Source organism: Auraticoccus monumenti (assembly GCF_900101785.1).
Lineage (GTDB): Bacteria > Actinomycetota > Actinomycetes > Propionibacteriales > Propionibacteriaceae > Auraticoccus > Auraticoccus monumenti.
Genome location: NZ_LT629688.1, coordinates 2,736,081 through 2,760,770, shown reverse-complemented (window position 1 = coordinate 2,760,770; position 24,690 = coordinate 2,736,081). Strand labels below are relative to the sequence as shown.

The 24,690-nt window shown below is 73.7% G+C and carries 29 protein-coding genes; 13 read left to right on the top strand and 16 right to left on the bottom strand.

The window, feature by feature from the left end; genetic code table 11:
• Positions 1–32 precede the first annotated feature (32 nt).
• Positions 33–1,514: an aminopeptidase P family protein gene (locus BLT52_RS12845; RefSeq protein ID WP_090594129.1), complete on the top strand. Its 1,482-nt coding sequence runs from the start codon at positions 33–35 to the stop codon at positions 1,512–1,514.
• Positions 1,515–1,532: 18 nt separating this feature from the next.
• Here BLT52_RS12845 and BLT52_RS12840 read toward each other — a convergent pair whose 3' ends face one another.
• On the bottom strand, positions 1,533–2,036 hold the full coding sequence (locus tag BLT52_RS12840; RefSeq protein WP_090594128.1) for a general stress protein: 504 nt from the start codon (positions 2,034–2,036) through the stop codon (positions 1,533–1,535).
• Between the two features lie 53 nt (positions 2,037–2,089).
• Between BLT52_RS12840 and BLT52_RS12835 the strand changes: the two genes are divergently transcribed.
• The 5 genes from BLT52_RS12835 (at position 2,090) to BLT52_RS12815 (ending at position 6,468) form a co-directional block, all read left to right on the top strand.
• A complete protein-coding gene (locus tag BLT52_RS12835) occupies positions 2,090–3,412 on the top strand; it encodes a magnesium transporter MgtE N-terminal domain-containing protein (RefSeq protein ID WP_090594127.1) in 1,323 nt (440 codons plus the stop codon).
• On the top strand, positions 3,387–3,986 hold the full coding sequence (locus BLT52_RS12830; RefSeq protein ID WP_090594125.1) for a DUF1003 domain-containing protein: 600 nt from the start codon (positions 3,387–3,389) through the stop codon (positions 3,984–3,986). The genes BLT52_RS12835 and BLT52_RS12830 overlap by 26 nt, the downstream gene beginning before the upstream one ends.
• A gap of 9 nt (positions 3,987–3,995) precedes the next feature.
• The gene (locus BLT52_RS12825; protein WP_197679032.1) at positions 3,996–5,174 is read left to right on the top strand and encodes an Mrp/NBP35 family ATP-binding protein; all 1,179 of its coding nucleotides are present in this window, start codon (positions 3,996–3,998) and stop codon (positions 5,172–5,174) included.
• A gap of 95 nt (positions 5,175–5,269) precedes the next feature.
• Positions 5,270–5,548, top strand: coding sequence for a hypothetical protein (locus BLT52_RS12820; RefSeq protein ID WP_090594124.1), 279 nt, complete (start codon positions 5,270–5,272; stop codon positions 5,546–5,548).
• Positions 5,542–6,468 carry a serine hydrolase domain-containing protein gene (locus tag BLT52_RS12815; protein WP_090594122.1) on the top strand — a complete coding sequence of 309 codons (927 nt, stop codon included), beginning with the start codon at positions 5,542–5,544 and terminating at the stop codon, positions 6,466–6,468. The genes BLT52_RS12820 and BLT52_RS12815 overlap by 7 nt, the downstream gene beginning before the upstream one ends.
• Here the strand turns inward: BLT52_RS12815 and BLT52_RS12810 are convergent.
• Positions 6,461–7,396 (bottom strand): LysR family transcriptional regulator, encoded by a 936-nt coding sequence (locus BLT52_RS12810; protein ID WP_090594120.1) that lies wholly within the window; start codon positions 7,394–7,396, stop codon positions 6,461–6,463. The genes BLT52_RS12815 and BLT52_RS12810 overlap by 8 nt on opposite strands.
• Positions 7,397–7,485: 89 nt before the next feature.
• On the opposite strand from BLT52_RS12810, the gene BLT52_RS12805 reads away from it, so the two are divergent.
• On the top strand, positions 7,486–8,430 hold the full coding sequence (locus BLT52_RS12805) for an EamA family transporter (RefSeq protein WP_090596725.1): 945 nt from the start codon (positions 7,486–7,488) through the stop codon (positions 8,428–8,430).
• Here BLT52_RS12805 and BLT52_RS12800 read toward each other — a convergent pair.
• The 6 genes from BLT52_RS12800 to BLT52_RS12775 form a co-directional block, all read right to left on the bottom strand.
• Positions 8,372–8,836: a Sec-independent protein translocase subunit TatB gene (locus BLT52_RS12800; protein WP_090594118.1), complete on the bottom strand. Its 465-nt coding sequence runs from the start codon at positions 8,834–8,836 to the stop codon at positions 8,372–8,374. The genes BLT52_RS12805 and BLT52_RS12800 overlap by 59 nt on opposite strands.
• Positions 8,837–8,894: 58 nt before the next feature.
• The gene (locus BLT52_RS12795) at positions 8,895–10,382 is read right to left on the bottom strand and encodes a S1C family serine protease (RefSeq protein WP_090594117.1); all 1,488 of its coding nucleotides are present in this window, start codon (positions 10,380–10,382) and stop codon (positions 8,895–8,897) included.
• On the bottom strand, positions 10,379–11,863 hold the full coding sequence (locus BLT52_RS12790) for a zf-HC2 domain-containing protein (RefSeq protein ID WP_172804039.1): 1,485 nt from the start codon (positions 11,861–11,863) through the stop codon (positions 10,379–10,381). Before BLT52_RS12790 ends, BLT52_RS12795 begins: the two co-directional genes overlap by 4 nt.
• Before the next feature lie 29 nt (positions 11,864–11,892).
• Positions 11,893–12,534 (bottom strand): RNA polymerase sigma factor SigE, encoded by a 642-nt coding sequence (sigE, locus tag BLT52_RS12785; protein WP_090594114.1) that lies wholly within the window; start codon positions 12,532–12,534, stop codon positions 11,893–11,895.
• A gap of 247 nt (positions 12,535–12,781) precedes the next feature.
• Positions 12,782–13,681: a 4-hydroxy-tetrahydrodipicolinate synthase gene (dapA, locus tag BLT52_RS12780; RefSeq protein ID WP_269457554.1), complete on the bottom strand. Its 900-nt coding sequence runs from the start codon at positions 13,679–13,681 to the stop codon at positions 12,782–12,784.
• Positions 13,678–13,905, bottom strand: coding sequence for a biotin/lipoyl-binding carrier protein (locus BLT52_RS12775; RefSeq protein WP_090594112.1), 228 nt, complete (start codon positions 13,903–13,905; stop codon positions 13,678–13,680). Before BLT52_RS12775 ends, dapA begins: the two co-directional genes overlap by 4 nt.
• A 67-nt stretch (positions 13,906–13,972) precedes the next feature.
• On the opposite strand from BLT52_RS12775, the gene BLT52_RS12770 reads away from it, so the two are divergent.
• Together BLT52_RS12770 and BLT52_RS12765 are read left to right on the top strand one after the other, a co-directional pair.
• The gene (locus BLT52_RS12770) at positions 13,973–14,626 is read left to right on the top strand and encodes an O-methyltransferase (RefSeq protein ID WP_231946299.1); all 654 of its coding nucleotides are present in this window, start codon (positions 13,973–13,975) and stop codon (positions 14,624–14,626) included.
• 25 nt (positions 14,627–14,651) lie between these two features.
• Positions 14,652–15,590: an SDR family NAD(P)-dependent oxidoreductase gene (locus BLT52_RS12765; protein ID WP_090594108.1), complete on the top strand. Its 939-nt coding sequence runs from the start codon at positions 14,652–14,654 to the stop codon at positions 15,588–15,590.
• Between the two features lie 18 nt (positions 15,591–15,608).
• Here BLT52_RS12765 and glgC read toward each other — a convergent pair whose 3' ends face one another.
• Positions 15,609–16,829, bottom strand: a complete 1,221-nt coding sequence (glgC, locus tag BLT52_RS12760; RefSeq protein ID WP_090594106.1) for a glucose-1-phosphate adenylyltransferase — start codon at positions 16,827–16,829, stop codon at positions 15,609–15,611.
• Between the two features lie 131 nt (positions 16,830–16,960).
• Between glgC and glgA the strand changes: the two genes are divergently transcribed.
• Positions 16,961–18,151: a glycogen synthase gene (gene glgA / locus BLT52_RS12755; protein WP_090596722.1), complete on the top strand. Its 1,191-nt coding sequence runs from the start codon at positions 16,961–16,963 to the stop codon at positions 18,149–18,151.
• Positions 18,152–18,220: 69 nt separating this feature from the next.
• On the opposite strand, the gene BLT52_RS12750 is transcribed toward glgA, so the two are convergent.
• The 6 genes from BLT52_RS12750 to BLT52_RS12730 all read right to left on the bottom strand — a co-directional run bounded on the left by BLT52_RS12750 (position 18,221) and on the right by BLT52_RS12730 (position 20,904).
• Positions 18,221–18,388 (bottom strand): DUF3117 domain-containing protein, encoded by a 168-nt coding sequence (locus BLT52_RS12750; protein ID WP_090596720.1) that lies wholly within the window; start codon positions 18,386–18,388, stop codon positions 18,221–18,223.
• A gap of 84 nt (positions 18,389–18,472) precedes the next feature.
• Entirely contained in the window at positions 18,473–18,958 is a 486-nt protein-coding gene (locus tag BLT52_RS12745; RefSeq protein ID WP_090594104.1) for an SRPBCC family protein, read from the bottom strand.
• A gap of 22 nt (positions 18,959–18,980) precedes the next feature.
• Positions 18,981–19,154 (bottom strand): DNA-3-methyladenine glycosylase I, encoded by a 174-nt coding sequence (locus tag BLT52_RS21720; protein WP_269457611.1) that lies wholly within the window; start codon positions 19,152–19,154, stop codon positions 18,981–18,983.
• Positions 19,151–19,585 carry a DNA-3-methyladenine glycosylase I gene (locus tag BLT52_RS21715; protein WP_269457553.1) on the bottom strand — a complete coding sequence of 145 codons (435 nt, stop codon included), beginning with the start codon at positions 19,583–19,585 and terminating at the stop codon, positions 19,151–19,153. Before BLT52_RS21715 ends, BLT52_RS21720 begins: the two co-directional genes overlap by 4 nt.
• On the bottom strand, positions 19,582–19,986 hold the full coding sequence (locus BLT52_RS12735; protein ID WP_090594103.1) for a DivIVA domain-containing protein: 405 nt from the start codon (positions 19,984–19,986) through the stop codon (positions 19,582–19,584). Before BLT52_RS12735 ends, BLT52_RS21715 begins: the two co-directional genes overlap by 4 nt.
• 24 nt (positions 19,987–20,010) lie before the next feature.
• A complete protein-coding gene (locus tag BLT52_RS12730) occupies positions 20,011–20,904 on the bottom strand; it encodes an aldo/keto reductase (protein WP_090594102.1) in 894 nt (297 codons plus the stop codon).
• A gap of 80 nt (positions 20,905–20,984) precedes the next feature.
• Here BLT52_RS12730 and BLT52_RS12725 point away from each other — a divergent pair, with 80 nt between their 5' ends.
• The 3 genes from BLT52_RS12725 to BLT52_RS12715 are packed head-to-tail and all read left to right on the top strand — an operon-like array spanning position 20,985 to position 23,807.
• The gene (locus tag BLT52_RS12725; protein WP_231946298.1) at positions 20,985–21,275 is read left to right on the top strand and encodes a metal-sensitive transcriptional regulator; all 291 of its coding nucleotides are present in this window, start codon (positions 20,985–20,987) and stop codon (positions 21,273–21,275) included.
• Between the two features lie 31 nt (positions 21,276–21,306).
• Positions 21,307–21,513 carry a heavy-metal-associated domain-containing protein gene (locus BLT52_RS12720; RefSeq protein WP_090594099.1) on the top strand — a complete coding sequence of 69 codons (207 nt, stop codon included), beginning with the start codon at positions 21,307–21,309 and terminating at the stop codon, positions 21,511–21,513.
• 11 nt (positions 21,514–21,524) lie between these two features.
• A complete protein-coding gene (locus tag BLT52_RS12715) occupies positions 21,525–23,807 on the top strand; it encodes a heavy metal translocating P-type ATPase (protein WP_090594097.1) in 2,283 nt (760 codons plus the stop codon).
• A 46-nt stretch (positions 23,808–23,853) separates the two neighbouring features.
• Here the strand turns inward: BLT52_RS12715 and BLT52_RS12710 are convergent, their stop codons facing one another.
• A complete protein-coding gene (locus tag BLT52_RS12710; protein ID WP_197679031.1) occupies positions 23,854–24,663 on the bottom strand; it encodes an LOG family protein in 810 nt (269 codons plus the stop codon).
• Positions 24,664–24,690: the final 27 nt, after the last annotated feature.

Below are 24,690 nucleotides of genomic sequence, written 5' to 3'. Positions count from 1 at the left end.
TGCACGGGGTGCGGCCCGCCGTCGGTGGCAGAATGCCCAGGGTGAGCGAAGAGCAGCAGCAGAGCCCCAGCCGGAAGATCCCCTTCTCCGACGCCTTCCGCGCCTTCATCCCGCAGGGGTGGGCCCCCTACGACGCGACACCGAAGGAGCAGCTGCCGGCGGCCGCACCCGCCGTCGCCCGCCGCGCCGCCGTCTCCGCGCTCTTCCCCGGTGAGCGCCTGGTGGTCCCGGCCGGCGGCTTCAAGGTGCGCTCCAACGACACCGACTACCGGTTCCGCCCGCACTCCGCCTTCGCCCACCTCACGGGTCTGGGCACCGACCGCGAGCCGGACGCCGTGCTGGTGCTGGAGCCCACCGACGACGGCCACGAGCCGACGCTGTACTTCATGCCCCGCGCCCCGCGCGAGGCCGAGCAGTTCTACGCCGACGCCCGCTACGGCGAGATGTGGGTGGGCCAGCGTGACTCGCTGGAGGAGATGACCCAGCGCACCGGGATCCGCTGCGCGCCGGTCGGTGAGCTGACCGAGGCGCTGGCCAAGGACGCGGACTCGCTGCGGCTGCGGGTGCTGCGGGAGGCCGACCCGGCACTGACCGAGCAGGTGGACCAGCTGCGGGAGTCCCTGGGCCAGGAGGAGTCCGCGGTCTCGGACGCCGAGCTGGCGGTGGCCCTCAGCGAGCTGCGGCTGGTCAAGGACGCCTTCGAGGTGGAGCAGATGCGCGAGGCCTGCGCCGCCACCGCGGAGGGCTTCGAGGCCGTGGTGGCCGACCTGCCCGAGGCGGTGCGGCGCGGGCGCGGCGAGCGCTGGGTCGAGGGGGTCTTCGGGCTGCACGCCCGCCACGTCGGCAACGCCGTCGGCTACGACACCATCGCCGCCTCCGGGGACCACGCGAACACCCTGCACTGGATCCGCAACGACGGCGAGCTGCGCGAGGGCGACCTGCTGCTGCTGGACGCCGGGGTCGAGCTGGACACCCTCTACACCGCCGACATCACCCGCACCCTGCCGGTCAGCGGGAGGTTCAGCGAGGCCCAGCGCCGCGTCTACCAGGTGGTGCTGGAGGCCCAGGAGGCGGCGATCGCGGTGGCCCGGCCGGGCACCACGTTCTCCGACGTGCACCGCGCCGCCATCGACGTCATCGCCCGGCGGCTCGAGGAGTGGGGGCTGCTGCCGGTCAGCGCCGAGGAGTCCGTCGGCCCCGACGGCGGCCAGCACCGCCGCTGGATGGTGCACGGGACCTCGCACCACCTGGGCATCGACGTCCACGACTGCGCCCAGGCCCGCACCGAGAACTACCGCGAGGGCGTGCTGGCCGAGGGCATGGTGATCACCGTCGAGCCCGGGCTGTACTTCAAGAGCACCGACCTGCTGGTGCCCGAGGAGCTGCGCGGCATCGGCGTCCGGATCGAGGACGACATCCTGATCACCGCCGACGGCAACGAGAACCTGTCCGCGGCGCTGCCGCGCGACCCCGACGAGGTCGAGGCCTGGATGGCCCCGCTGCTCGGTCGCTGACCCGCGCGCGGGCCCCGCTCACTCGAAGGCGCGGGCCCGCTCGCCGGGCATCTGGTCCAGCAGGTCACGGGCCTGCTGGGCGACCTTGTGCTCGCAGAGCAGCTCGTACTTGGTCGCGACGGTCTGGCTCATCGACTCGAAGTCCCGCCGACCGCCGCTGACCGCGTAGGCCGCCGCCTGCATGGCCACGTTGAGCGCGATGCCCAGCACGACCGAGACCAGCAGCAGCACCAGCGCGTTGGGCGGCTGCAGGAACAGCATCGCCAGCAGACCGAAGAGCAGACCCATCGAGATGCCCGCGGTCACCCCGCGCAGCAGCACGGTGCGCCAGGTGCGCCGCCCGGTCACCCGCTCCACCGAACGGAGGTCGGTGCCGACGATGGCCAGGTTCTCCACCGGGAACTTCTGGTCCGAGAGGTGGTCCACGGCCTTCTGGGCCAGCTCGTACTTCTCGTAGACCCGCACCGACTGGGGGAACTCGAGCTGGAACAGGGAGCCCATCTGGGGCTGAGACATGGCCATGCCCCAAAACTAGCGCGTGCTCGTCCACCGGCCCCGGCCGATAGGCTCACCGCGTGAGCAGCACCTCCATCTTCGTCTCGCGCATCCGCGGTCTGCGCGTCGTCGACTCCGACGGCGACCAGATCGGCAAGCTGCGCGACGTCGTGGTGTCGGTGCGCTCGGGTACCGAGGCCCCGCGGGTGCGCGGGCTGGTGATCGAGCTGTTCGCCAAGTACCGGATCTTCGTGCCGATGCTGCGGGTGCACTCCATCGACGCGGTGCAGGTGGTCATCTCCGGCGTGGTCAACACCCGCCGGTTCTCCCGCCGCGACTCCGAGACGCTGGTGATCGAGGACCTGGTCGACCGCTCGGTCACCCGCCGTGGCGAGCGCGAGCCGCAGGTGGTCTTCGACGTCTCCGTCCGCCAGGTCCGCAACCGCGACTGGGAGGTCGCGGAGGTCGCCCTGCGCGAGGCCGCCCGCTCCCGCTTCCGCCGCCGGGGCCACAGCACCATCGTCAGCTGGCGCGACATCGTCTTCGGCGCCGGGCCGGGGGCGCAGGACACCGAGCAGATGGTGGCCGACCTGGAGGAGATGAACTCCGCCGACATCGCCCGCGAGCTGCACGACATGACCCCGGCCCGACGGGCCGACGTGGTCCGTGCGCTGTCCGACGACACCCTGGCCGACGCGATGGGTGAGCTCCCCGAGGACGAGCAGGTCGAGCTGATCTCCTCCCTCGACATGGAGCGGGCCGCGGACGTGCTGGAGGAGATGGACGCCGACGACGCGGCCGACCTGATCGCCGAGCTGGCCCCGGAGCTGGCGGAGCGGCTGCTCGGTGAGATGCAGGCCGACGACGCCGAGGACGTCCGCCGCCTGCTCCGCTACGAGGAGTCCACCGCCGGTGGTCTGATGACGCCGGAGCCCGTGATCGTGGCCACCGACGCCACGGTGGCCGACGCGCTGGCCCTGGTCCGCGACGAGGACCTCACCCCGGCCCTGGCCAGCATGGTCTACGTCTGCCGCAGCCCCCACGAGACCCCGACCGGGGCCTTCGTCGGCGGGGTGCACATCCAGCGGCTGCTCCGCGAGCCGCCGTCGCTGCTGGTCTCGGGGCTGATCGACTCGACCCTGGAGCCGCTGCAGGCCACGGCCAGCCTGGCCGAGGTGAGCCGGTACTTCGCCACCTACAACCTGGTCTCCGCGCCGGTGGTGGACGAGGGCTCGCACCTGCTCGGGGCGGTCACCGTGGACGACGTGCTGGACCACATGCTGCCCGAGGACTGGCGCGGGGACCAGATGGACGGCGTCGCGCCGGTCGATGACGACCTGCGCGACCAGACCACCGACACCGAGGGAGGTGCCCGTCATGGCGACCCGGCCCAGCTCCGCTGAACGACTGAACACCCCGGGACCGCGACGGCGCTCGTGGCTCCCCCGGTTCCGGGTGGACAACGACGCCTTCGGCGCCTTCGCCGAGGGATTCGCCCGCTTCATGGGCACCGCGCGCTTCCTGGCCTGGATGACGGTGATCATCGTGCTCTGGATCGTGGGCAACGTGATGGCGGGCCCGGAGAACGCCCCGGACTACTTCCCCTTCATCTTCCTGACGCTGCTGCTCTCGCTGCAGGCCTCCTACGCCGCCCCGCTGATCCTGCTGGCCCAGAACCGGCAGGAGGCCCGGGACCGGATCACCACCGAGGCCGACCGCCGGCAGGCCGCGCAGGCCCGCGCCGACACCGACTACCTCGCCCGCGAGATCGCCAGCCTGCGGATGTCGGTGGGCGAGCTGGCCACCCGCGACTTCATCCGCAACGAGATCCGCGGCGAGCTGCGGGCGCTGCTGGCCGAGCTGGACGACGAGGACGGCGGCGAACCGCCCCGGGAGGGCACCCAGCGGCGCCCGGAGCGCCGTCGGCCCCGTCCCGGGACCCCGCTGGATTCGGCCTCGCCCCGGGGGCGCGCGTAGGCTGACGAGGTGACAGACCTCGCCTCGCGCACCCCCGACCACCCCCTGCTGCCAGCCCTCTACGCGGCCCTGGCCCGGGTGGACGACCCCGAGATCAAGCGCCCCATCACCGAGCTCGGCATGGTGGCCTCGGTCGACGTGGACGCCGACTCCCACGTCCGGGTCGAGGTGCTGCTGACCATCGCCGGCTGCCCGCTCAAGGAGACCCTGACCCGCGAGGTCACCGCCGCCGCGGCGGGCGTCCCCGGGGTGGCGACCGTGGCGGTCGAGCTCGGCGTGATGAGCGCGGAGCAGCGGGCCGGGCTGAAGGACCTGCTGAACAACGGCCAGACCAGCCGGGAGATCCCCTTCGCCCGGGCCGACAACCTCACCCGGGTGCTGGCCATCGCCTCCGGCAAGGGCGGGGTGGGCAAGTCCTCGCTGACGGTCAACCTGGCCCTGGCGCTGGCCCAGAGCGGGCAGAGCGTGGGCGTCCTGGACGCCGACATCTACGGCCACTCGGTGCCGGCGATGCTCGGGGTGGCCGACGCCCGCCCCACCTCCATCGAGGAGATGATCATGCCGGTCCCGGTGATGGGGCTGAAGGTCATCTCCATCGGCATGCTCAAGCCCCGCCGGGACCAGGTGGTGGCCTGGCGCGGACCCATCCTCGACCGAGCCCTGCAGCAGATGCTGGCCGACGTCTACTGGGGCGATCTGGACCACCTGCTGATCGACCTCCCCCCGGGCACCGGGGACGTGGCCATCTCGCTGGGGCAGAAGCTGCCCAACGCGGAGGTGCTGGTGGTGACCACCCCGCAGCAGGCGGCCGCGGAGGTGGCCGAGCGCGCCGGCACCATGGCCTCGATGATGAACCAGCGCGTGATCGGCGTGGTGGAGAACATGTCCGGGCTGTCGGTGGCCTGCCCGCACTGCGGCGAGCGCCACACCCACGACGTCTTCGGCACCGGGGGCGGTGAGGACGTGGCCCGCACCCTCACCACCCGCCTGGGCTACGAGGTCGAGCTGCTGGCCAAGGTCCCGCTGGACCCGGCGCTGCGGCTCGGCGGCGACGAGGGCTCCCCCGTGGTGGCCGACGAGGTGCCGGGTGGTGCCGGGGAGGCCCTGCGGGACCTGGCCGTCCGGCTGGGCCGGCGCAACCGCCCCTTGCAGGGGCTCCAGCTGGGACTCAGCCCCGCTGGTCGCTGATCAGCCGTCTCAGCCGCCGGCTGCTCCCCCGCCCGACGGGCTCGGGTCACGGCGGTCACGCGCTCACCGCGCACCGGCGTGCGAGGATCCCTGTCATGACCGCGCAGGTGTACCTGGTGCACGTCCTGGGCGACGATGGCCACGGCGAGTTCTGGTGGGCCGCAGAGGGTGGTCCCGAGGGGAGCAGCTCAGGCACGGGCTCCTGCTCCACGACTGACGTGGAGGACCTGGTCAGCCCGATCACCGGTGACCTGCTGCGGTGGCGGAAGCGGCTCCCGTGGTCGGGGGTGCCGTGGCACGACTCCGACGGCGTGGCGTTGCAGGAGCCCACCCCCGCGGCTGAGCCACGAGGCTCGACGCTCGCCGGATGGTGAGCGACGAGGAGCTCGACGAGGCGCTGCGGGGCCTCGGCGGACGTGGCCTCAGCCTGCACGGCGTCCACATCCACCGCCCGGGTGGGTCGCCCGTGGTCCGGAGCTGGTCGATCGACGTCCGACGCGACCTCTACTCGGTGTCGAAGACGATCACCTCCCTCGCGGTGGGGCTGGCTGAGGCCGAGGGGCGGCTGGGGCTGGACGACCTCCTTCTGGACCACCTGCCGGCTCTGGTCCGGACGGCGGCCGCGGGCACCGAGGCCATCACGATCCGGCACCTGCTGACCATGACGTCGGGCATCACCTGGCGCTGGAGCGACCCGGACGCCGACCACCCCGGGGACCCGGCCGCGGAGGCGTTGGCTGCACCGCTCTCGGCGGAGCCAGGAGCCTCGTTCGCCTACCGGGGGGCGAGCACGTACCTGCTGAGCCGGGTGCTGCACGCGTGCACCGGGGAGGACCTGCGCGACTACCTGCGGCCACGGCTGTTCGCCCCGCTGGGGATCGGCAACCCGCAGTGGTCGCGCTGCCCGCTCGGGTTCTCCCTCGGCGCGGTGGGCCTGCAGCTGCGCACCGAGGAGCTGGCGCGCGTGGGACGTGTGCTCCTCGACGGAGGTGCTCACGAGGGGCGCCGGCTCCTGCCGGCGGGCTACCTGGCCGAGATGTCGGCGGACATGGTGGCCACCGGGGAGCACCGCGCGACGGGGGCCTCGGCGCCGCACCCGGACAACGAGCGGTACGGCCTCCAGGTGTGGGGGTGCTCGCGGGCAGGGGCCTGGCGGATGGACGGGATCCACGGCCAGCTGTGCATCCTGCTGCCCGAGCAGGGGGTGTGCGTCACCGTGACCGCGAGCCATCCGGGGCCGACGAGCGACGTCCTGGACTCCGTGTGGGAGGTCCTCCTGCCGGCGCTCACCTGAGCCGCCGCGGAGCGGGGGCTAGGGGGTGCGTGCCCTCACCGGCCCGGCCCAGCGCGTCCAGTACGGCGCGGACGGCCGGGCTGGAGCCCATGCTGCGACGTGACAGCGCGGTGATGGTGCGCTCGGGCACCGGGCGGTGCACGGCGACGGCGACGACGCCGGGCGGGAGCGGCTGACGTCCCAGCCGGGGCACCAGCGCGATGCCCAGCCCGGCCTCCACCATCGCCACGTGGGACTCGAACTCGAACGCCTGGTGGGCGATCCGCGGCGGCCGCCCGGTGCCGTCGTGCATCCGGGACAGCCAGCGCCGGCAGATGCTGCCCTCGGGGGTGGCGATCCAGTCCTCGTCGACCAGGTCGTGCGGGCTCACCCGGGTCCGGCCCGCCAGCCGGTGACCGACCGGGACCAGCACGTCGGCGACGTCGCGACCGACCGGCACCGGGTCGACGTGGTCCGGGGTCTCCAGCGCCTGGTCGCCCCAGCTGTGCACCACCGCGACGTCGGCCTGCCCCGCGGCGACGAGGTCGACCGCCTCGAAGGGCTCGGACTCGGTGAGGGTGACCTCGAGGTCGGGGTGGTCGGTGAGCAGGGTGGCCACCGCCGGGGCGACCAGCCCACGCATCGCGGTGGAGAAGGCGGTCACCCGCAGCCGGCCGGACACGGTGCCCGCCTCGGCCAGCAGCCCGGCCTCGATCTGCTCCAGGTCCAGCAGCAGCGTCGCACCCTCCTCGACCAGCCGGCGCCCGGGTCCGGTCAGCATCACGCCGCGTCCCACCCGCTCCAGCAGGGCCACCCCCGCCTGGCGCTCGAGCCGCTTGATCTGCTGGGAGACCGCGCTGGGGGTGTAGCCGAGGGCGTCCGCGGCGGCCGACACGGAGCCGGTCGCGTCGACGGCCCGCAGGGACACCAGAGCCGAGAGGTCGATCACGTCGCCATCCAACCATGCAGCAGCGCTACAAGGAAGTATCGAATTCTGTGCGCTGGTGCTTCACGATCAACCCGGACAGGCTGGGGCCCGTGACTCTGCGCGACACGTGGCTGGCGGCTCTGGTCGCCCTCATCTGGGGGCTCAACTTCCTGGTCATCGACTGGGGGCTGACCGACATGCCCCCGCTGCTCCTCGTGGCCCTGCGGTTCGTCGCGGTGGCGGTCCCGGCGGTCTTCCTGGTCCCCCGGCCGGCGGCGCCCTGGCGGGTGGTCGTCGCGGTGGGGGTGTTCACGTCCCTGGGTCAGTTCGCGCTGCTCTACCTCGGCCTGCAGGCCGGGATGCCGCCCGGGCTGGCGGCCCTGCTGCTCCAGGCGCAGGTGGTCCTCACCGTGGTGATCGCCGCGGGGGCGCTGAGGGAACGGCCCCGTCCGGCGCAGGTCGCCGGGGTGCTGCTGGGCTCGGGCGGGCTGGCCGTGGTCGCCGTCGGCCGCGGCGGCGACGTGACGCTGACCGCGCTGCTGCTGGTGCTCGGGGCGGCGCTGTCCTGGGCGGTGGGCAACGTGGTCACGCGCAGCGCCGGTGTCGGGTCCGGGCTCGGCCTCACCGTGTGGTCGGCGCTGGTGGTCCCCGCGCCGGTGCTGGCCCTCTCGCTGGTCACGGACGGGCCGACGGTGGTCGGGGCCGCGCTGGCCGGGATCTCCTGGCAGGCCGTGGTCTCCACCCTCTACACCGCCGGGCTCGCCTCGCTGGTCGGCTACGGCATCTTCTCCACCCTGCTCGGGCGCTACCGGTCGGCCACCGTGGTCCCCTGGGTGCTGCTGGTCCCGGTGGTGGCCATGAGCGCGGCGTGGCTGCTGCTGGACCAGCGGCCGAACGCGGCCGAGGCCGGCGGTGGGCTGCTGCTGGTGCTCGGGGCCCTGGTGGCCACCCGGGCCGGTCAGCGACCGGGTCCGGCCGACGGCACGGGGAGTCGGCTCAGGTGGCGTCGACGTCGAACGGGGCCCCGGCCCCGGCCAGCACCCGCGACCCGTTGAGCGCGGCGGACCCCGGGTCGGTGGCCGCGGTGTCCCCGGTGCCGGTGATGGAGCCGCGGATGTCGGCGTTCGCGTTCCGCAGGTCCTCCTGGACGCTCTTCAGGTCCTCGGTGGTGTCGGCGAACGTCGCCTTGGTGTCGGCGATCTCGCCCTTGACGTCGGCGGTGATCGGGTCCATCTGGTCGGCGATCTTCTTGCGGATGAACCCCTTGGGGTCGCGGATGTCGAAGTCCTCGAACCCCGGCCCGAGCTCGCTCTGGATCGACTGCTGGGCGTTGTTGGCGATGTTGCGCACGTAGTTGAGCACCCGTGCCGCCTTGCGCGCCAGGTCGGGCAGCTTGTCGGGTCCGAACAGCAGGATGCCCAGGATCACCAGCGCGATGATCTCCGCTGGGTTGAGGTTCATGATCCGACCTTATCGCTCGCGGCGGCACGCCGAGGACGCCCGACCGGGGCCCGGTGGCTCATCCGACCTCCCCCTCCAGCTCGACCGCGACCTCGCGCGTGCGGCCGTCGCGGAGGACCCCGAGCGTGACCGTCTCGCCGGGTCGGTGGGTGCGGATCGACACGATCAGCTCCACGGTCTCCCACACCCGCTCCCCGTCGATGCTGGCCACCACGTCCCCGCGCCGGAGGCCGGCCCGCTCGGCCGCCCCGCCGGGGGTGATCTCGTCCAGCAGCACCCCGGAGTCGTCGGGCTGGGTGCGGACCTGCGCGCCGATCACCGGGTAGGTGGCCTCGCCGTCCTCGATCAGCAGCCGGCCGATCTCCATCGCCTGGTCGATCGGGATGGCGAAACCGACCCCGATGTTGCCGCCCTGGGCGTCACCGCCCTGTGCGCCGAGGCTCAGGATCGCGGAGTTGATGCCGATCACACGGCCCTCGCCGTCGACCAGCGGGCCGCCGGAGTTGCCCGGGTTGATCGGGGCGTCGGTCTGGATGGCGTTGATGTAGGCCGAGGCACCCTGGGCGTCCGCGCCGCCACCGACCACCACCGGGCGGTCCAGCGCCGAGATGATGCCCTCGGTGACGGTGCCGCCGAGACCCAGCGGGGAGCCGACGGCCACCGCGGACTGGCCGATGGCCACGCCCTCGGAGCTGCCGATCCGGACCGGCGTCAGCGGCGCCTCGTCCTGCACCTGGATGACCGCCAGGTCGTAGCCGGGGCTGCGCCCGACGATCGTGGCCTGGGCCCGGGTGCCGTCGTCGAAGACCACCTTGACCTCCCCGGAACCGTCCTCGGCCGCCGAGGCCACCACGTGGTTGTTGGTCATGATGGTGCCGTCGTCGCCCAGCACGAACCCGGAGCCGGTGGAGCTGCCGGACTCGATGGTCACGGTGCTGGGCAGCACGGCGGCGGCGACCCCGACCGCCGGCTGCGTGCTCCGACCGCCCGACGGGACCGGAGCCGGTGCCGCAACCGTCGGCTGGGTGGACGCGCTCGGCGCCGCCGAGGGCGCCACCGGTCCGGCGGCGAGCTGGGACCCGACCACGGCACCGCCCAGCCCGGCGGCGCCCCCGACCACCAGCGCGGTCAGCGCGGCCACGCCGATCACCCCGCGGCGCCGGGTCCCCGTCGGGCGCGCCGGCGGCAGCGTGGTGGCCGTCGCCGGTGCGGCGCCGGCCGGGGGTGCCCAGGAGGGTCGCGGAGGGGGCAGCGGACCACGACCGGTCGGTCCCGTCGGCGGGACAGGCCCCAGCGGGGCGCCGGTGGGGGCGGCCCAGCCGTCGGGACGCCCGTGCGCCCCCGGCCCGGACACCTCACGCGGACCCCACCCGGGGACCGGGCCCGGAGGTGGCAGGGCTCCCGGGTCCGGACGCGGCCGGAGGCGGGCCATCTCGACGGTGTCGGTCTGGTCGGGGTCGTCCCGGCGGGGCCCGAAGAACATCTCCAGCCCGTGCGGCTCGTGCGTCGGCTCGCCCGGCCCGGAGCCGGGTGGTCGGTCGCTCACCGCTGCAGCACCAGGGAGCCGATGCGCTGCCAGCCCTCGAGCACCCGCTCCACGCCGGTGCGGTGCTCGGGCTCGTCGTGCGGGAGCTCCGCGACGGCGTCCCACACGGTGCCGTCCGGGGAGTCGGTGGTCACGGTGATGACGCGCTCCCCGCTCTGCCACACCAGCTGGGCCGGGAGGCTGTCGGTGCGGCGCCAGGCGGCCAGCGACTCGTCCCACTCGAAGCCGGCGGGCTGGTCCGCCAGCGTGCCGTGCTGCTGGACGACGGCCACGGTCCGCACGCCGTCGCTGTAGGCGCTCAGCAGCGAGCCGTCCGCGGAGGTGCGCAGCTGCACCAGCGGCAGACCGCCCAGCTCGTCCTCGCAGGACCACCCCTGCGCGGACAGCCTCGGTGCCTCGGACAGGGAGACCACGCCGCCGCCGAAGGTGGCCAGCCGCGGCGCCAGCGCGACGGAGAAGGTGTCGCTGCCGATGTCGACGCTGGTGAAGCCCGACACCGCGGTGGCGCGGCCGCTGCCGTCGTCGTAGCGCTCGGTGCGCAGCAGCAGCCCCGTCTCGGCGTCGACCCACCAGCGGGCCACCACGTCCACGCCCTCGCGGGCCTCGACCACCGACGCCTCCCGCCCGGCGACCGTGCCGGCGCGCAGGAACCCGCTCAGCGTGTGCCGGGTGCCCAGCAGCTCCACCGGTGCCGGGGCGTCCTGGACGGCCAGCGACCCGGCGCCCACCTGCTCCCCCGCCGCGGACCAGACGGTGACCTGGGTGCTCTGGCCGGGCTGCACCGCGACGTCGACCGAGGCCCGGACGACGTCTCCGCCGACCTGCACCTGGACGTCCTGACGGCCCGAGCGCGGCAGCACCGCACCGGCCATCGCGCTGTTCTGCAGCACCACCAGGGCCTCGTCGGCGGTGATCGGCTGGTCGCGGCGCAGGTCCCCGGCCTCGGACGCCGGTCGGCCGTCCTCACGGAGCCGCTCCAGGCCGGCCGAGCCCGACAGCAGCAGGGCCGCCATGCCCTCGGTGGCCAGCGGCACCTGCGTCAGGGCGGCGCCGAAGGAGCTCTGGGAGCGCGGTCCGGGATCGGTGACGGGCGTGCTCGCGGCGGGCGCGGCGCTCCAGCCCACGGTGGCGAAGGTCATCAGCAGCACCGCGGCCAGCACGCTGGCCGTACCGACCCGCTGGCGCAGCACCCGGTGCCGCATCGGCAGCGCCGACCCGCCGTGGCGCGGGGGGTCGAAGGGACGGGTCCACAACGGGGACGCGGCGTCCTCACCGGCGATGTCGACCAGCCGGCGGGACAGCTGGGTGGGCGGCTGCACCGGGCGGGCCAGGCCGCTGGAGCCGAGCAGGTCCCGGACGCGGCGGAGCTCGTCGGCCTCCCGGCGGCACGCGGGGCAGCCGGCGAGGTGGGTCAGCAGCCGCTCCCTCTCGGCGTGCTCCAGCGCGCCGTCCACCAGGGCGGACAGCGCGGCGGGTCTCACCCCGCAGGGTCGGGAGCCGGGTACCGGCATCAGGGGCTGACCCCTCCCTCGGCCTCGACGCCCAGGTAGCGCTCGCGGCCGGCGTCGGGCTGGCGGTGGGCCAGCGCGGCTCGCAGCTGGGCGCGGCCGCGGTGGATCCGGCTGCGGACGGTGCCGAGCTTGGTGTCCAGCACCTCCGACACCTCCTCGTAGCTGAGGCCCTCGATGTCGCACAGCACCACCGCGGCGCGGAACTCCGGGGAGAGGGCGGCCAGGGCGGCGGCCACGTCGTGGTCCAGCGCCAGGTCGGCCAGCTGCTCGGCCGGGGCGCGGTCGTTGGAGGGCAGCCGCTCGGCGCTGGAGTCGGCCAGGCCGTCGAAGCGGATCTTCTGCCGGCGACGGGCCCCGTCGAGGAAGAGGTTGGTGGTGATGCGGTGCAGCCAGCCCTCGAAGGTGCCGGGCTGGAAGGTGTGCAGCGAGCGGAAGACCCGGACGAAGACGTCCTGGGTGAGGTCCTCCGCGTCGTGCGGGTTGCCGGTGAGGCGGTAGGCCAGGCGGTAGACCCGACCGGAGTGCTCCTGCACCACCTGCTCCCAGGTGGGGGGCGTCCAGCCCTCGGGCTCCGCGCTGCGGGAGCGGGCCGGGGCGTCCTCGGACCGCGTCCGGGTCCGGACCGTGGGCCATGCCGCCATCTGTGCACCCCTCTCGTCGCCGCTCGCCGGTGCGAGCCGGGTCACCACCGTGCCCGACCTGCCTGTGCGGAACCTGTGGACCTGCTGTCCACTGCCCGGGTGCCCAGTGTAGGAGAGCCCTGTGACAACCAGTTCGGAGAACGCGCCTCCACGGATGCCTGTTCCCGCCACGGGTTTTCCCGGAGTGGTCAGCACGGCCGGGCAGCCGGCCCGGGGGCGCGGCCCGCGCGACCGGGTCGGCCGGCGGTCAGAGCAGCCCGGCGCCCCGGAGCTGGTCGGCGAAGCGGTCCAGCTGCTCGCTCGTGGGCGGCACCATGGGCAGCCGCACCGGACCGACCCGGTGGCCCTGCAGCGCGAGCGCCGCCTTCACCATGGAGCAGCCCTGGGTGGCGAACACCCCGGTCATCACCGGCAGCAGCCGCCGGTGAGCAGCCAGCGCCGCGGCGGCGTCGCCGCGGACCTGGGCCTCGATCAGCTCCTTCATCCCGACGCCGGTGAAGTGGGTCGAGGTGCCGACCACGCCGACGGCGCCGACGGCCAGCAGCGGCAGCGTGATGGCGTCGTCGCCGGCGTACCAGGCGAGGTCGGTGGCCGCCATCACCTGCGAGCTGGCCACCGGGTCGCTCTTGGCGTCCTTCACCGCGACGATGCGCTCGTGCTCGGCCAGCCTGATCAGGGTGTCGGTCTCGATGGCGGTGCCGGCCCGGTGCGGGATGTCGTAGAGCATGATCGGCAGCCGGGTCCGGTCGGCCACCGAGGTGAAGTGGGCCAGCAGCCCCTGCTGGGTGGGCCGGGAGTAGAAGGGGGTCACCACCAGCAGCCCGTCGGCGCCGGCGTCGGTGGCCTGCTCGGCCAGGTGCACGGTGTGCTCGGGGTCGTAGGTCCCCACCCCGGCGACCACCACCGCGCGGTCGCCCACCTCCTCCACGACGGCGCGCAGCACCTGCTGCTTCTCCGCGTCGGTGGTGGTCGGGGACTCACCGGTGGTGCCGTTGACCACCAGCCCGTCGTTGGCCAGCTCGTCGACCAGGTACCGGGCCAGGGCGCGGGTGGCGTCGAGGTCCAGCGAGCCGTCCTCGGCGAAGGGCGTCACCATCGCGGTGAGCAGCCGGCCGAAGACCGGCTGGCCGGGCGCGGGGGCGCTCACGACCGCTCCGGGCTGATCACGACCAGCGGGTCGCCGTCGCGGACCACGTCACCGGTGCGGGCCACGACCTCGCTCACCGTGCCCGCCACCTCGGCCAGCACGGGGATCTCCATCTTCATCGACTCCAGCAGCACGACCTCGTCCTCGGCCGTCACCTGCTGGCCGACCGTCACGCCCACCTTGAGGACGGAGGCGACGAGCTCGGCGGACACGGTGTGACTCATGGGGGTGATCGTAGGGCCACCGCGCGGAGCCCGGCCACGCCGTGCCGGATGGCCTACGCTGTCGCGCGTGACCCAGTCTTCCTACGGCCCCAGCGCACCCAGCCCCGAACTGTGGGAGTGGACCGAGACCTTCGTGCCGGAGTCCCCCACCGCCGACGACGCCCGCCGCGCGGCGCTGCGCTCCGGTGGCCAGGTGGTCAGCCAGGGCACGGCGTCGCTGCTCACCCTGCTGGCCCGGACCGTCTCGGCCAAGGCCGTCGTCGAGATCGGGACCGGCGGGGGCGTCTCCGGGCTGGCCCTGCTGTCCGGGATGGCCAAGGGTGGCGTGCTGACCAGCGTCGACCCCGAGGCCGAGGACCAGGCCGACGCCCGACGCGCCCTGCTGGCCGCCGGCATCACCAGCAACCGGTTCCGGCTGATCACCGGCCGGTCGCTGGACGTCCTCCCCCGGCTCAGCGACGGGGTCTACGACCTGGTCCTGGTCGGCGGGGACAAGCTGGAGTACGTGGAGTACGTCGCCCAGGCGCTGCGGCTGCTCCGTCCCGGTGGGCTGCTGGTGGTGCTGGACGTGCTGTGGTCCGGTCGCACCGCCGACGCCGGCAACGAGGAGGACGAGACCATCGTCATCCGCGAGGCGCTGGAGGCGGTCACCGAGACCGAGGACCTGACCCACGCGCTGCTCCCGGTGGGCGACGGCGTGCTGGTGGCCGTCCGCCCCTGAGAGGCCGTGACGTAGCGTCGGCGCCATGGATGCTCCCCTTGCCCTGGTCGCCGGCGGTTCCCGCGGGCTCGGACTGCTGATCTCCCGCGAGCTGCTGCGTCGCGGGCACCGGGTCGCGCTGTGCGCCCGCACCCGCACCCAGGTCGACGCCGCCGTCGAGCTGCTCTCCGTGCACGGCCGGGTGACCGGGCACGTCGTCGACGTCGGCGACCGGACCCAGGTGCAGGAGCTGGTCAGCGAGCTCGAGCGCGACCACGGACCGGTCGAGGTGCTGTTCTCCGTGGCCGGGGTGATCCAGGTCGGCCCGGCCGAGGCGATGACGCTGGACCACTTCGACGAGGCCGTGCAGACCATGCTGATGGGCCCGGTGAACCTCACCTGGGCGGTGCTGCCGGGCATGCGCAGCCGCCGCCGGGGCCGGATCGGGACCATCGGCTCCATCGGCGGCGTGGTCGCCCCGCCGCACCTGCTCCCCTACGCCGCGGCCAAGTTCGGCGCCGTCGGGTTCTCCGAGGGGCTGAGCTCGGAGCTGTCCGGCACCGGCGTCACCGCCACCACCGTGATCCCCGGGCTGATGCGCACCGGCTCCCACGAGATGGCACGGATGACCGGCGACCAGGGTGCGGAGTACGCCTGGTTCGCCCCCGCGGCGTCCCTGCCGCTGCTGTCGATGGACGCCGAGCGCGCCGCCCGGGCCATCGTCGACGCGACCCTGGCCGGACGCTCGCGGATCACGCTCACGGTGCTGGCCAAGATCGCGACCCGGGTGCACGGGCTGGTCCCGGGCACCACCAGCCGGGCGATGGGGATCGTGTCCCGGCTCTTGCCGGGCGCCCCTGACGAGGACACCGGCACGGTCCTGGGACACGAGGCCGAGGAGAAGCTGGGCTCGCGCACCGTCCGGGCGCTGACCGTGCTGGGCTCCAGCGCGGCTCGTCGCTTCAACGTCCGCACCGGGCGGTGAGGACCGCTCCGGGACCGCTCAGACGGTGACCCGGACGTTCTTGCCGACCACCGTGATGCCGCCGTCGGAGACGGTGAACCCGCGGGCCCGGTCGTGCTCGTGGCTGACCCCGACCTCGGCCCCGTCGTCGATGATGGCGCCCTTGTCCAGGATGGCGTTGCGGACCACCGCGTTGCGCCCGATCCGGGCCCGCTCCATCACCACCGAGTGCTCCACGTTGGCCCACTTGTCCACCCGGACGTTGGGCGACAGCACCGAGGAGTCGACGTCGCCGCCGGAGATGATGCAGCCCGGGCTGACGATGGACTCCTCGGCGTTGCCGCGCAGCACGAACTTCGCACCCGGCTGCTGCGGCACGTAGGTCCAGATCGGCCAGTCCGCGTTGTAGAGGTTGAACGCCGGCTTCACCGACACCAGGTCCATGTGGGCGTGGTGGAAGGCGTCGATGGTCCCCACGTCGCGCCAGTAGTCGCGGTCCTCCTCGGTGCTGCCGGGGACCATGTTGTCGCGGAAGTCGTAGACCTGGGCCTGCCCGCGGTCCACGAACCAGGGGATCAGGTCCCCGCCCATGTCGTGGCGGGAGGAGGGGTTCGCGGCGTCCTCGCTCAGGGCCTCCTTGAGCGCGGAGGTGGTGAAGATGTAGTTGCCCATCGAGGCGAAGGACTCCTCCGGCGCGTCGGGCAGCCCGGGCGGGTCGGCCGGCTTCTCCAGGAACTGCGCGATCCGCTGCTCGGCGTCGGAGTCGATGATCCCGAAGGCGTGCGCCTCGCTGCGCGGCACCCGGATCGCGGCCACGGTGCAGCCCAGCCCGGAGGCGATGTGCTGCTGGAGCATCTGGTCGATGTCCATCCGGTAGATGTTGTCCGCGCCGAAGACCACCACGTACTCAGGGCCCTCGTCGTTGACCAGGTTCATCGACTGGTGGATGGCGTCGGCGCTGCCCTGGTACCAGCGGGGGCCGAGGCGCTGCTGGGCCGGCACCGGGGTGACGTAGTTGCCGAGCATCGTCGACATCCGCCAGGTCAGCGAGATGTGGCGGTCCAGGGAGTGCGACTTGTACTGCGTCAGCACCGCGATCTGGCGGAGGTTGGAGTTGGCCAGGTTGGACAGCACGAAGTCGATCAGACGGTACGTGCCCCCGAACGGGACCGCGGGCTTGGCCCGGTCCATGGTCAGCGGCATCAGCCGCTTGCCCTCGCCACCGGCCAGGACGATCGACAACACCTTTGGTCGGGCCATGCTCGAGAACCTAGGCGAGCGCGGGCCAGGGGCACAACAGCCGCGCCGTGGCGTCTCGCCCGCGAAGCCCACCTGCTGACGCCCGCGCGTCCGCGTGCCACGATGCCCGCATGAGTGCAGAGGCTCCACCGCTGTCGGTGTCGGTGCTGACCCGGGAGTACCCGCCGTCGGTCTACGGAGGGGCGGGGGTGCACGTCGCCCAGCTGGTGCCGCAGCTGCGGCGCCTCTGCCAGGTCGACGTGCAGTGCACCGGGGAGCCGCGGGAGGGGGCGACGGCCCACCGCGAGGACTTCCCCGCCGGGGCGAACGCCGCGCTGCGCGTCTTCGGCGCCGACCTGTCGATGGTGGCCGCCCTCGAGCAGTCGCCCCCGGACCTGGTGCACTCCCACACCTGGTACGCCAACCTGGCCGGCCACCTGGCCGGTCTGCTGCTGGACGTGCCGCACGTGGTCAGCGCCCACTCCCTGGAGCCGCACCGGCCGTGGAAGGCCGAGCAGCTCGGTGGGGGCTACCGGCTCTCCTCCTGGGCGGAGCGGACGGCCTACCAGGCCGCGGACGCGGTGATCGCGGTCAGCGCCGGGATGCGTCGCGACGTGCTGGCCTCCTACCCCGAGCTGGACCCCGACAAGGTGCACGTCGTGCGCAACGGCATCGACACCGAGGAGTTCGCCCCCGACCACGGCACCGACGTGGTGCGGGGGCTCGGCATGGACCCCGACCGCCCGTCGGTGGTGTTCGTGGGCCGGGTGACCCGCCAGAAGGGTCTGGTGCACCTGGTCCGGGCGGCCGAGCAGCTGCACCCCGACGTCCAGGTGGTGCTGCTGGCCGGTGCCCCGGACACCCCCGAGATCGCGGCCGAGTTCACCGAGGCCTTCGCCCGGCTCGAGGCGGCCCGCGGCGGCGGGGTGATCTGGGTGCAGGACATGCTGCCCAGGGCCAGCGTCCGGCAGGTGCTCACCCACGCCACCGTCTTCGCCTGCCCCTCGGTCTACGAGCCGCTGGGCATCGTCAACCTGGAGGCGATGGCCTGCGAGACCGCCGTGGTCGCCAGCGCGGTGGGTGGCATCCCCGAGGTGGTGGTGGACGGTGAGACCGGGCTGCTGGTCGACTACGACCCCGCCTGGGCCGGCGACCCCGAGGCGGTGGCCGCCTTCGAGGCCGACTTCGCCGCCCGGCTGAACGAGCTGCTGGCCGACCCGGAGCGGGCCCGCCGGTACGGGGTGGCCGGACGGCGGCGCTGCACCGAGGAGTTCTCCTGGTCCGCGATCGCCGAGCAGACCGTGGACGTCTACCGCCAGGCGCTCGCCCGGCACCGGGGCTGAGCCCGGTCGGGTCCGGGGACGACGACGGCTCCGCACCGAGGGTGCGGAGCCGGCGTCAGCAGGTCCGGTTCAGCTGATGACGGCCTGGAGGGCCCCGGCCAGCTCCGCTGCCTCATCGGCGTTGAGCTCCACGACCAGGCGGCCGCCGCCCTCGAGAGGAACCCGCATCACGATTCCGCGGCCCTCCTTGGTGACCTCCATGGGACCGTCACCCGTACGGGGCTTCATTGCAGCCATGCCATTCCTCATCTCTGTGTCCAACGGAACGTCCATCATTATCCCGCATCGGGGCCCCGCCGTGGGGAGGGGGCGGTAGTCCGCTCAGGAGGCGCGTCCCGCGGCACCGGGTGTGCTCGAGCGCAGCGCCACCTCCGAGAGGGTGCGCAGGCTGCGCGCCAGCAGCGGCCGCACCACCGGTCCGGCCAGGGCGGCGGCCCTCACCACCAGCAGCGGACCGGTGACGTCCTCGGTGCAGCGGATGGTCGTGCCGGTGCAGGAGGGACCCTCGGCCACCACCAGCTTGAACTCGCCGCGACCGCGGAACTGGGGCCCCAGGTGCTCGACCTCGAGCAGGTGGCCGGGGATCACCCGGGTCAGCCGCATCCGGTCCACCAGCCCGCGCTGGCGTCGGCCGGGGCCCGGACGGCTCACCGCCAGCACCCGGTCGCCCACGTCGTACCCGGTTCCCTCCACCACCTCCACCGAGGTGAAGGGGATCCACCGGTGCTGGCCGCGCCAGTCGAGCAGCACGTCCCAGATCTGCTCCGGGCTGGCCGGGCTCCACACGTCCACGCTCAGTCGGTACATCAGGCTCCTGTGCTCGAGACCCTCAGGCTGCGGCCGCCCCGGGTGGGACGTGGCAGTCGACCAGGTGGTCGTCGACCAGACCGACCGCCTGCATCAGGGCGTAGGCGGTGGTCGGCCCGACGAAGCGTATCCCCTTCGCCCTGAGCGCCTTCGAGAGCTGGCGCGACTCCGGGGTGCTGGCGGGGACGTCGGTCAGCCGCGTCGGGCGCGGGCGGTCGGGCTGGGCGAATCCGACACGGTGGCGGTGAAGTCCTCACCCATGGCCACCACGGCCCGCGCGTTGGTCACCGCCGCCTCGATCTTGAGCCGGTTCCGCACGATGCCGGCGTCGGTGAGCAGGCGCGCGGTGTCCTCCGGCCCGAAGGCCGCCACCCGCTCGGGGTCGAAGCCGGCGAAGGCGGCACGGAAGGCCGGCCGCTTGCGCAGGATGGTCAGCCAGCTGAGCCCGGACTGGAAGGCCTCCAGGGTGAGCCGCTCGTAGAGCCCGGCCGCGCTGCGCACCGGGCGGCCCCACTCCTCGTCGTGGTAGCGGACGTAGTCGGGGGTGGACAGACCCCAGGGGCAGCGCAGCAGCCCGTCGGCGCCGACCACCGCGCCGGAGTCGGTGACCGCACCCGACTCGCTCACGCCGACCGCTCCTGCGGGCGGGGACCGAAGACCTCGGCGGACTCGAGGTCGTCGCGGTCCGACGGGCGCACCTGGCGCTCGTCCCGCTCGCGCTCCAGCGCACCGAGGTGGACGTCCTGGGTGCTGAGCTGGTGCTCCAGGGCGGCGATGCGCTCGTCGCGCTCCCCCACCTCACGGGCCAGCCGCTCCAGCAGCTCGTCGACCTCGGTCATCGAGTAGCCGCGCAGGGCCACCCCGAGACGCACGGCGACGACGTCCTGCTCACCGAGCGGGTGCGGGGGAAGGGGCCGGCGCAGGGAGTCGCGGACCGGCTCCTCGGCCATCCCGCCGAGCCGTCCGGTCGCCGCGACGGCCCCGATCGCCAGCACCGCCACCGCGACCACGGCCATCGCCCACTCCATGGCTGCGATCGTGCCACACCAGGGTCAGTCGGTGCCGCTGGCCGGCGGCTCACCCAGCCCGTCCAGGTCGGACCAGAAGGCGTCGGGGACCACGGAGGTGGCCAGCCGCTCGAGCTGGCGCAGCCGCTCGGTCGTGGTGATGCCGACCACGGTGGAGTCGACCAGGTCGCTGCGCACCGAGAAGTGCAGCGCGGCCGCGGCCAGCTCGACGTGGTGGTCCCGGGCCAGCTCGCGGAGGCGTTCGATCCAGCGCACCAGCTCCTCCGGCAGCGGCCGGTAGCCGTACTCCTGCTTGGAGGGGTCGGCCAGCACTCCACCGCCGAAGGGTGCGGCGTTGAACACCGTCATGCCCTGCTCGCGCGCGGTCTCCATCAGCGGTCGGGCGCTGCGGTCGGCCAGGGTGAAGCGGTTGTGGGTCAGGACCGCGTCGAAGGCGCCGGTGCGGACGTACTCGTGCACCATCTCGCGCGGGCCCGCCGCGATGCCGATCGCTCCCACCACCCCCTCCTCGCGCAGCTGCACCAGCGTCTCCACCGCGCCGCCGGGCGCCATCAGCTCAGCCACCGGGCGGGGCTGCGGGTCGTGCAGGTGGTAGAGCGGCAGGTGGTCGACCTCGAGGCGGTGCAGCGACTCCTCCAGCGAGGTGAGCACGCGGTCGCGGTCGAAGACGCCGGTGCGCGGGTCGGCGTCGGCCTTGGAGTAGATGATCTGCCCTGCGCGCAGGCCGCCGGCCCGGTGCACCGCCGCCCCCAGGTGCTGCTCGCTGCGACCGCCGGCGTAGGCGTTGGAGGTGTCGATGGCGTGCGGGGAGGCCAGCAGCCGGTCGGCGAGCTCGGCGGTCCGGGCGGCGTCCCCGCGGGCGCCGAGGAAGGACGTGCCGAGCGTCAGGGGCGTGGTGGGGACCGCGGCGGGGCTCATGCCGGGACCGTATCGAGGCCCGGGTTCGCACCTCATACCCTAGGGGGGTATGGTGTGGCGTGACCGACCGAGGAGGACGCGTGGAGCACCAGCACGGCTACATCCAGCGCAAGGACGACTACCTCAAGCGGCTGCGCCGCATCGAGGGCCAGGCCCGCGGGCTGCAGCGGATGGTCGAGGAGGAGAAGTACTGCATCGACATCCTCACCCAGGTCAGCGCCATGACCAAGGCGCTGCACGCGGTCTCGATGGGTCTGCTCGAGGAGCACATGACCCACTGCGTCGTGGACGCCGCCCGTGCGGGCGACGACGAGGCGCAGGTCAAGATCAAGGAAGCCACCGACGCCATCAGCCGGCTGGTCCGGTCCTGAGCGGCACCCCACCCACCGAAGGAGCACGAGCATGAGCAGCAGCACCACCTGGACCGTGACCGGCATGACCTGCGAGCACTGCGTCGCCTCGGTCACCGAGGAGGTCGGCGAGATCGCCGGCGTCACCGGCGTCCAGGTCGACCTGTCCTCCGGTTCCGTCGTCGTCACCAGCGACCAGCCCGTCTCCCGCGAGGACGTCTCCGCCGCGGTCGACGAGGCCGGCTACCAGCTGGTCTGAGAGAGGTCCTGATGAGCAGCCGCACCGACCAGGTCACGGGAGTGACGGTTCCCCCTGCCACCCGTGTCGAGCTCGACATCGAGGGGATGACCTGCGCCTCCTGCGCGAACCGGATCGAGCGGCGGCTCAACAAGCTGGACGGCGTCACGGCCAGCGTCAGCTACGGCACCGAGCGGGCCGTGGTGGAGCACACCGGCGCGGTCAGCACCGAGGACCTGGTGCGCGCCGTGGAGGCGACCGGGTACGTCGCCCGGGTCCCCCGCCGCGCCGAGGAGGACGCCGAGGCCCCCGAGGGTGGCCCCGACGCGGACCTGCGCCACCGCACCTTCGTCTCGGCGGTGCTGAGCCTGCCGGTGGTGCTGGTCTCGATGGTCCCGGTGCTGCAGTTCGAGGACTGGCAGTGGATGGCGCTGACCCTGTCCGCCCCGGTGGTGGTCTGGGGTGGCTGGCCCTTCCACCGTGCCGCCGCGCAGAACCTGCGCCACGGCGCGGCCACCATGGACACGCTGGTCTCGGTGGGCACCCTGGCCGCCCTGCTCTGGTCGGTGTGGGCCCTGCTGTGGGGCACCGCCGGGCGGGCGCCGATGGAGGGCATGGGCTCACCGCTGGAGCGTGGCGGCACCGACGAGGTCTACCTGGAGGCGGCCACCGCCGTCACCACCTTCGTGCTGGCCGGGCGCTGGTTCGAGGCCCGGGCCAAGCGGCGCTCGGGTGCGGCGTTGCGCGCACTGCTGGACCTGGGGGCGCGCGAGGCGGACCTGCTGCCCGACGGGCCGGACGGCGACCGGGTCGAGCTCGTCGCGATCGAGCGCCTGGCGGTCGGGGACCACGTGGTGGTCCGCCCGGGCGGGAAGGTGCCCACCGACGGCGAGGTGGTGCGCGGGCGCGCCGCGGTCGACGTGTCGCTGCTGACCGGTGAGCCGGTGCCGCAGGAGGTGGAGCCGGGGTCCGCGGTCACCGGCGGGTCGCTGGTCTCCGGCGGACGGCTGGTGGTGCGGGCCACCCGGGTGGGTGAGGACACCCAGCTGGCCCGGATGGCCCGGCTGGTGGACGAGGCGCAGAACGGCAAGGCGCGGGTGCAGCGGCTGGCCGACCGCATCTCCGGGGTGTTCGTCCCGGTGGTGGTCGGGATCGCGCTGGTGACCCTGGCGGCCTGGATCGCGCTCGGGCTCGGCACCACCGCGGCCTTCACCGCGGCGGTGGCGGTGCTGATCATCGCCTGCCCCTGCGCGCTGGGCCTGGCCACCCCGACCGCGCTGATGGTCGGGACCGGCCGCGGCGCTCAGCTCGGGATCCTGATCAAGGGCCCGGAGGCGCTGGAGGCGACCCGGAGCGTGGACGCGGTGGTGCTGGACAAGACCGGCACCCTGACCACCGGCGAGATGACCTTCGCCGCGGCGCTGCCCGCCGCGGGGTCGGGGGTCGACGCCGACACGCTGGTGGCGCTGGCCGGTTCGCTGGAGGAGCACTCCGAGCACCCGGTGGGACGTGCGGTCGCCGCCGAGGCCCGCCGTCGCGGGGCGCTGCTGCCGGTCTCGGACTTCACCGCCCTGCCCGGCGCGGGCGTCCGCGGCCGGGTGGGTCCGCCGGGGGCCGAGCACCCGGTGCTGGTGGGGCGTGCGGCGCTGCTGCGCGCCGAGGGCGTTCCGGTGGACGAGGACCTGCTGGACGCCCTGGCCGAGGGCGAGCAGGGCGGGACGGCCGTCCTGGTGGCCCGCGACGGCACCGCCATCGGGGTGGTCGTGGTGGCCGACCGGCTCCGCGACACCTCGGTCGAGGCCGTCGCCGGGCTGCGTTCGCTGGGGCTCCGGCCGGTGCTGCTGACCGGGGACAACGCCGTGGTCGCGCACCGGGTGGCGGCGGCGCTGGGCATCGAGGAGGTGCACGCCGGGGTGAGCCCGGAGGACAAGGTCGCGGTGGTGCGGGCGCTGCAGGCGGAGGGCCGCCGGGTGGCCATGGTGGGCGACGGGGTCAACGACGCGGCCGCGCTGGCCACCGCGGACCTGGGGCTGGCCATGGGCTCGGGCACCGACGCCGCGATGGAGGCCGGTGACGTGACGCTGGTGCGTCCGGACCTGCGGCTGGCCGTGGACGCCGTGCGGCTGGCCCGACGGACCCTGCGCACCATCAAGGTCAACCTGTTCTGGGCCTTCGCCTACAACGTGGCGGCGATCCCGCTGGCCGCTCTGGGCTTCCTGACGCCGATGGTGGCGGGGGCGGCGATGGCGCTGTCGTCGGTGTTCGTGGTGACGAACTCGCTGCGGCTGCGCCGGTTCCGCTCCTCGATCCGCTGAGCCCGGGCGCGGGCCGGGGGCGGTCGGCCCGGGTCGCGGAGCCGGGTCAGCCCTCGACCGGCCGGCGGCTGGGCAGGAAGGGGGTGCGGTTGTTGACCATGATGTCCAGCACCTCGTCGACGTCGTCGCTGAGCTGCAGCATCTCGACGTCGACGGGGTTGATGCAGCCCTCGGCCAGCGCCTGGTCCCGCAGCCAGTCCACCAGCCCCTGCCAGTAGGAGGTGCCGAACAGCACCACCGGGAAGTTCGTCACCTTCTCGGTCTGGACCAGGGTGAGGGCCTCGAACAGCTCGTCGAAGGTGCCGAACCCGCCCGGCATCACCACGAAGCCCTGGGAGTACTTGACGAACATGGTCTTACGGGCGAAGAAGTAGCGGAAGTTGATGCCGAGGGTGACGTAGTCGTTCAGCCGGCTCTCGAAGGGCAGCTCGATGCCGAGACCGATCGAGGTCCCTCCCGCCCCCGCGGCCCCCTTGTTGGCCGCCTCCATGATGCCCGGACCGCCGCCGGTGATCACCGCGTAGCCGGCCTGCACCAGACGCCGTCCGACCTCCTCCGCGGCGGCGTACATCGGGTGCCCCGGGCGCAGCCGGGCCGAGCCGAAGACGGAGATGGCCGGGCCGGTCTCGGCCAGCGTGCCGAAGCCCTCGACGAACTCGGACTGGATCCGCAGCACCCGCCACGGGTCGGTGTGCACGAACTCGGTGATCCCACGCGTGTCGAGCAGGTGCTGGTCGGTGGTGCTGCGGTGCTCGGCGTCGAGCACGCGCTCGACCGGGCCCTGTCGGTGCCGGTTGCTCGGGGCGACGGGGTCGGGCTCGGGTCCGGGAGCGGGTGTGCGCGGTTCCTGGGTCACGCGGTCACCCTAACCGCGCACCCGCGG

Excerpts from the sequence above, each read along its gene's own strand:
- BLT52_RS12845 (WP_090594129.1), top strand. The coding sequence starts at position 33 with ATGCCCAGGGTGAGCGAAGAGCAGCAGCAGAGCCCCAGCCGGAAGATC.
- BLT52_RS12840 (WP_090594128.1), bottom strand. The coding sequence starts at position 2,036 with ATGGCCATGTCTCAGCCCCAGATGGGCTCCCTGTTCCAGCTCGAGTTC.
- BLT52_RS12830 (WP_090594125.1), top strand. The coding sequence starts at position 3,387 with ATGGCGACCCGGCCCAGCTCCGCTGAACGACTGAACACCCCGGGACCG.
- BLT52_RS12820 (WP_090594124.1), top strand. The coding sequence starts at position 5,270 with ATGACCGCGCAGGTGTACCTGGTGCACGTCCTGGGCGACGATGGCCAC.
- BLT52_RS12815 (WP_090594122.1), top strand. The coding sequence starts at position 5,542 with ATGGTGAGCGACGAGGAGCTCGACGAGGCGCTGCGGGGCCTCGGCGGA.
- BLT52_RS12800 (WP_090594118.1), bottom strand. The coding sequence starts at position 8,836 with ATGAACCTCAACCCAGCGGAGATCATCGCGCTGGTGATCCTGGGCATC.
- sigE (WP_090594114.1), bottom strand. The coding sequence starts at position 12,534 with ATGGCGGCATGGCCCACGGTCCGGACCCGGACGCGGTCCGAGGACGCC.
- BLT52_RS12775 (WP_090594112.1), bottom strand. The coding sequence starts at position 13,905 with ATGAGTCACACCGTGTCCGCCGAGCTCGTCGCCTCCGTCCTCAAGGTG.
- BLT52_RS12765 (WP_090594108.1), top strand. The coding sequence starts at position 14,652 with ATGGATGCTCCCCTTGCCCTGGTCGCCGGCGGTTCCCGCGGGCTCGGA.
- glgC (WP_090594106.1), bottom strand. The coding sequence starts at position 16,829 with ATGGCCCGACCAAAGGTGTTGTCGATCGTCCTGGCCGGTGGCGAGGGC.
- BLT52_RS12750 (WP_090596720.1), bottom strand. The coding sequence starts at position 18,388 with ATGGCTGCAATGAAGCCCCGTACGGGTGACGGTCCCATGGAGGTCACC.
- BLT52_RS12745 (WP_090594104.1), bottom strand. The coding sequence starts at position 18,958 with ATGTACCGACTGAGCGTGGACGTGTGGAGCCCGGCCAGCCCGGAGCAG.
- BLT52_RS12735 (WP_090594103.1), bottom strand. The coding sequence starts at position 19,986 with ATGGAGTGGGCGATGGCCGTGGTCGCGGTGGCGGTGCTGGCGATCGGG.
- BLT52_RS12730 (WP_090594102.1), bottom strand. The coding sequence starts at position 20,904 with ATGAGCCCCGCCGCGGTCCCCACCACGCCCCTGACGCTCGGCACGTCC.
- BLT52_RS12720 (WP_090594099.1), top strand. The coding sequence starts at position 21,307 with ATGAGCAGCAGCACCACCTGGACCGTGACCGGCATGACCTGCGAGCAC.
- BLT52_RS12715 (WP_090594097.1), top strand. The coding sequence starts at position 21,525 with ATGAGCAGCCGCACCGACCAGGTCACGGGAGTGACGGTTCCCCCTGCC.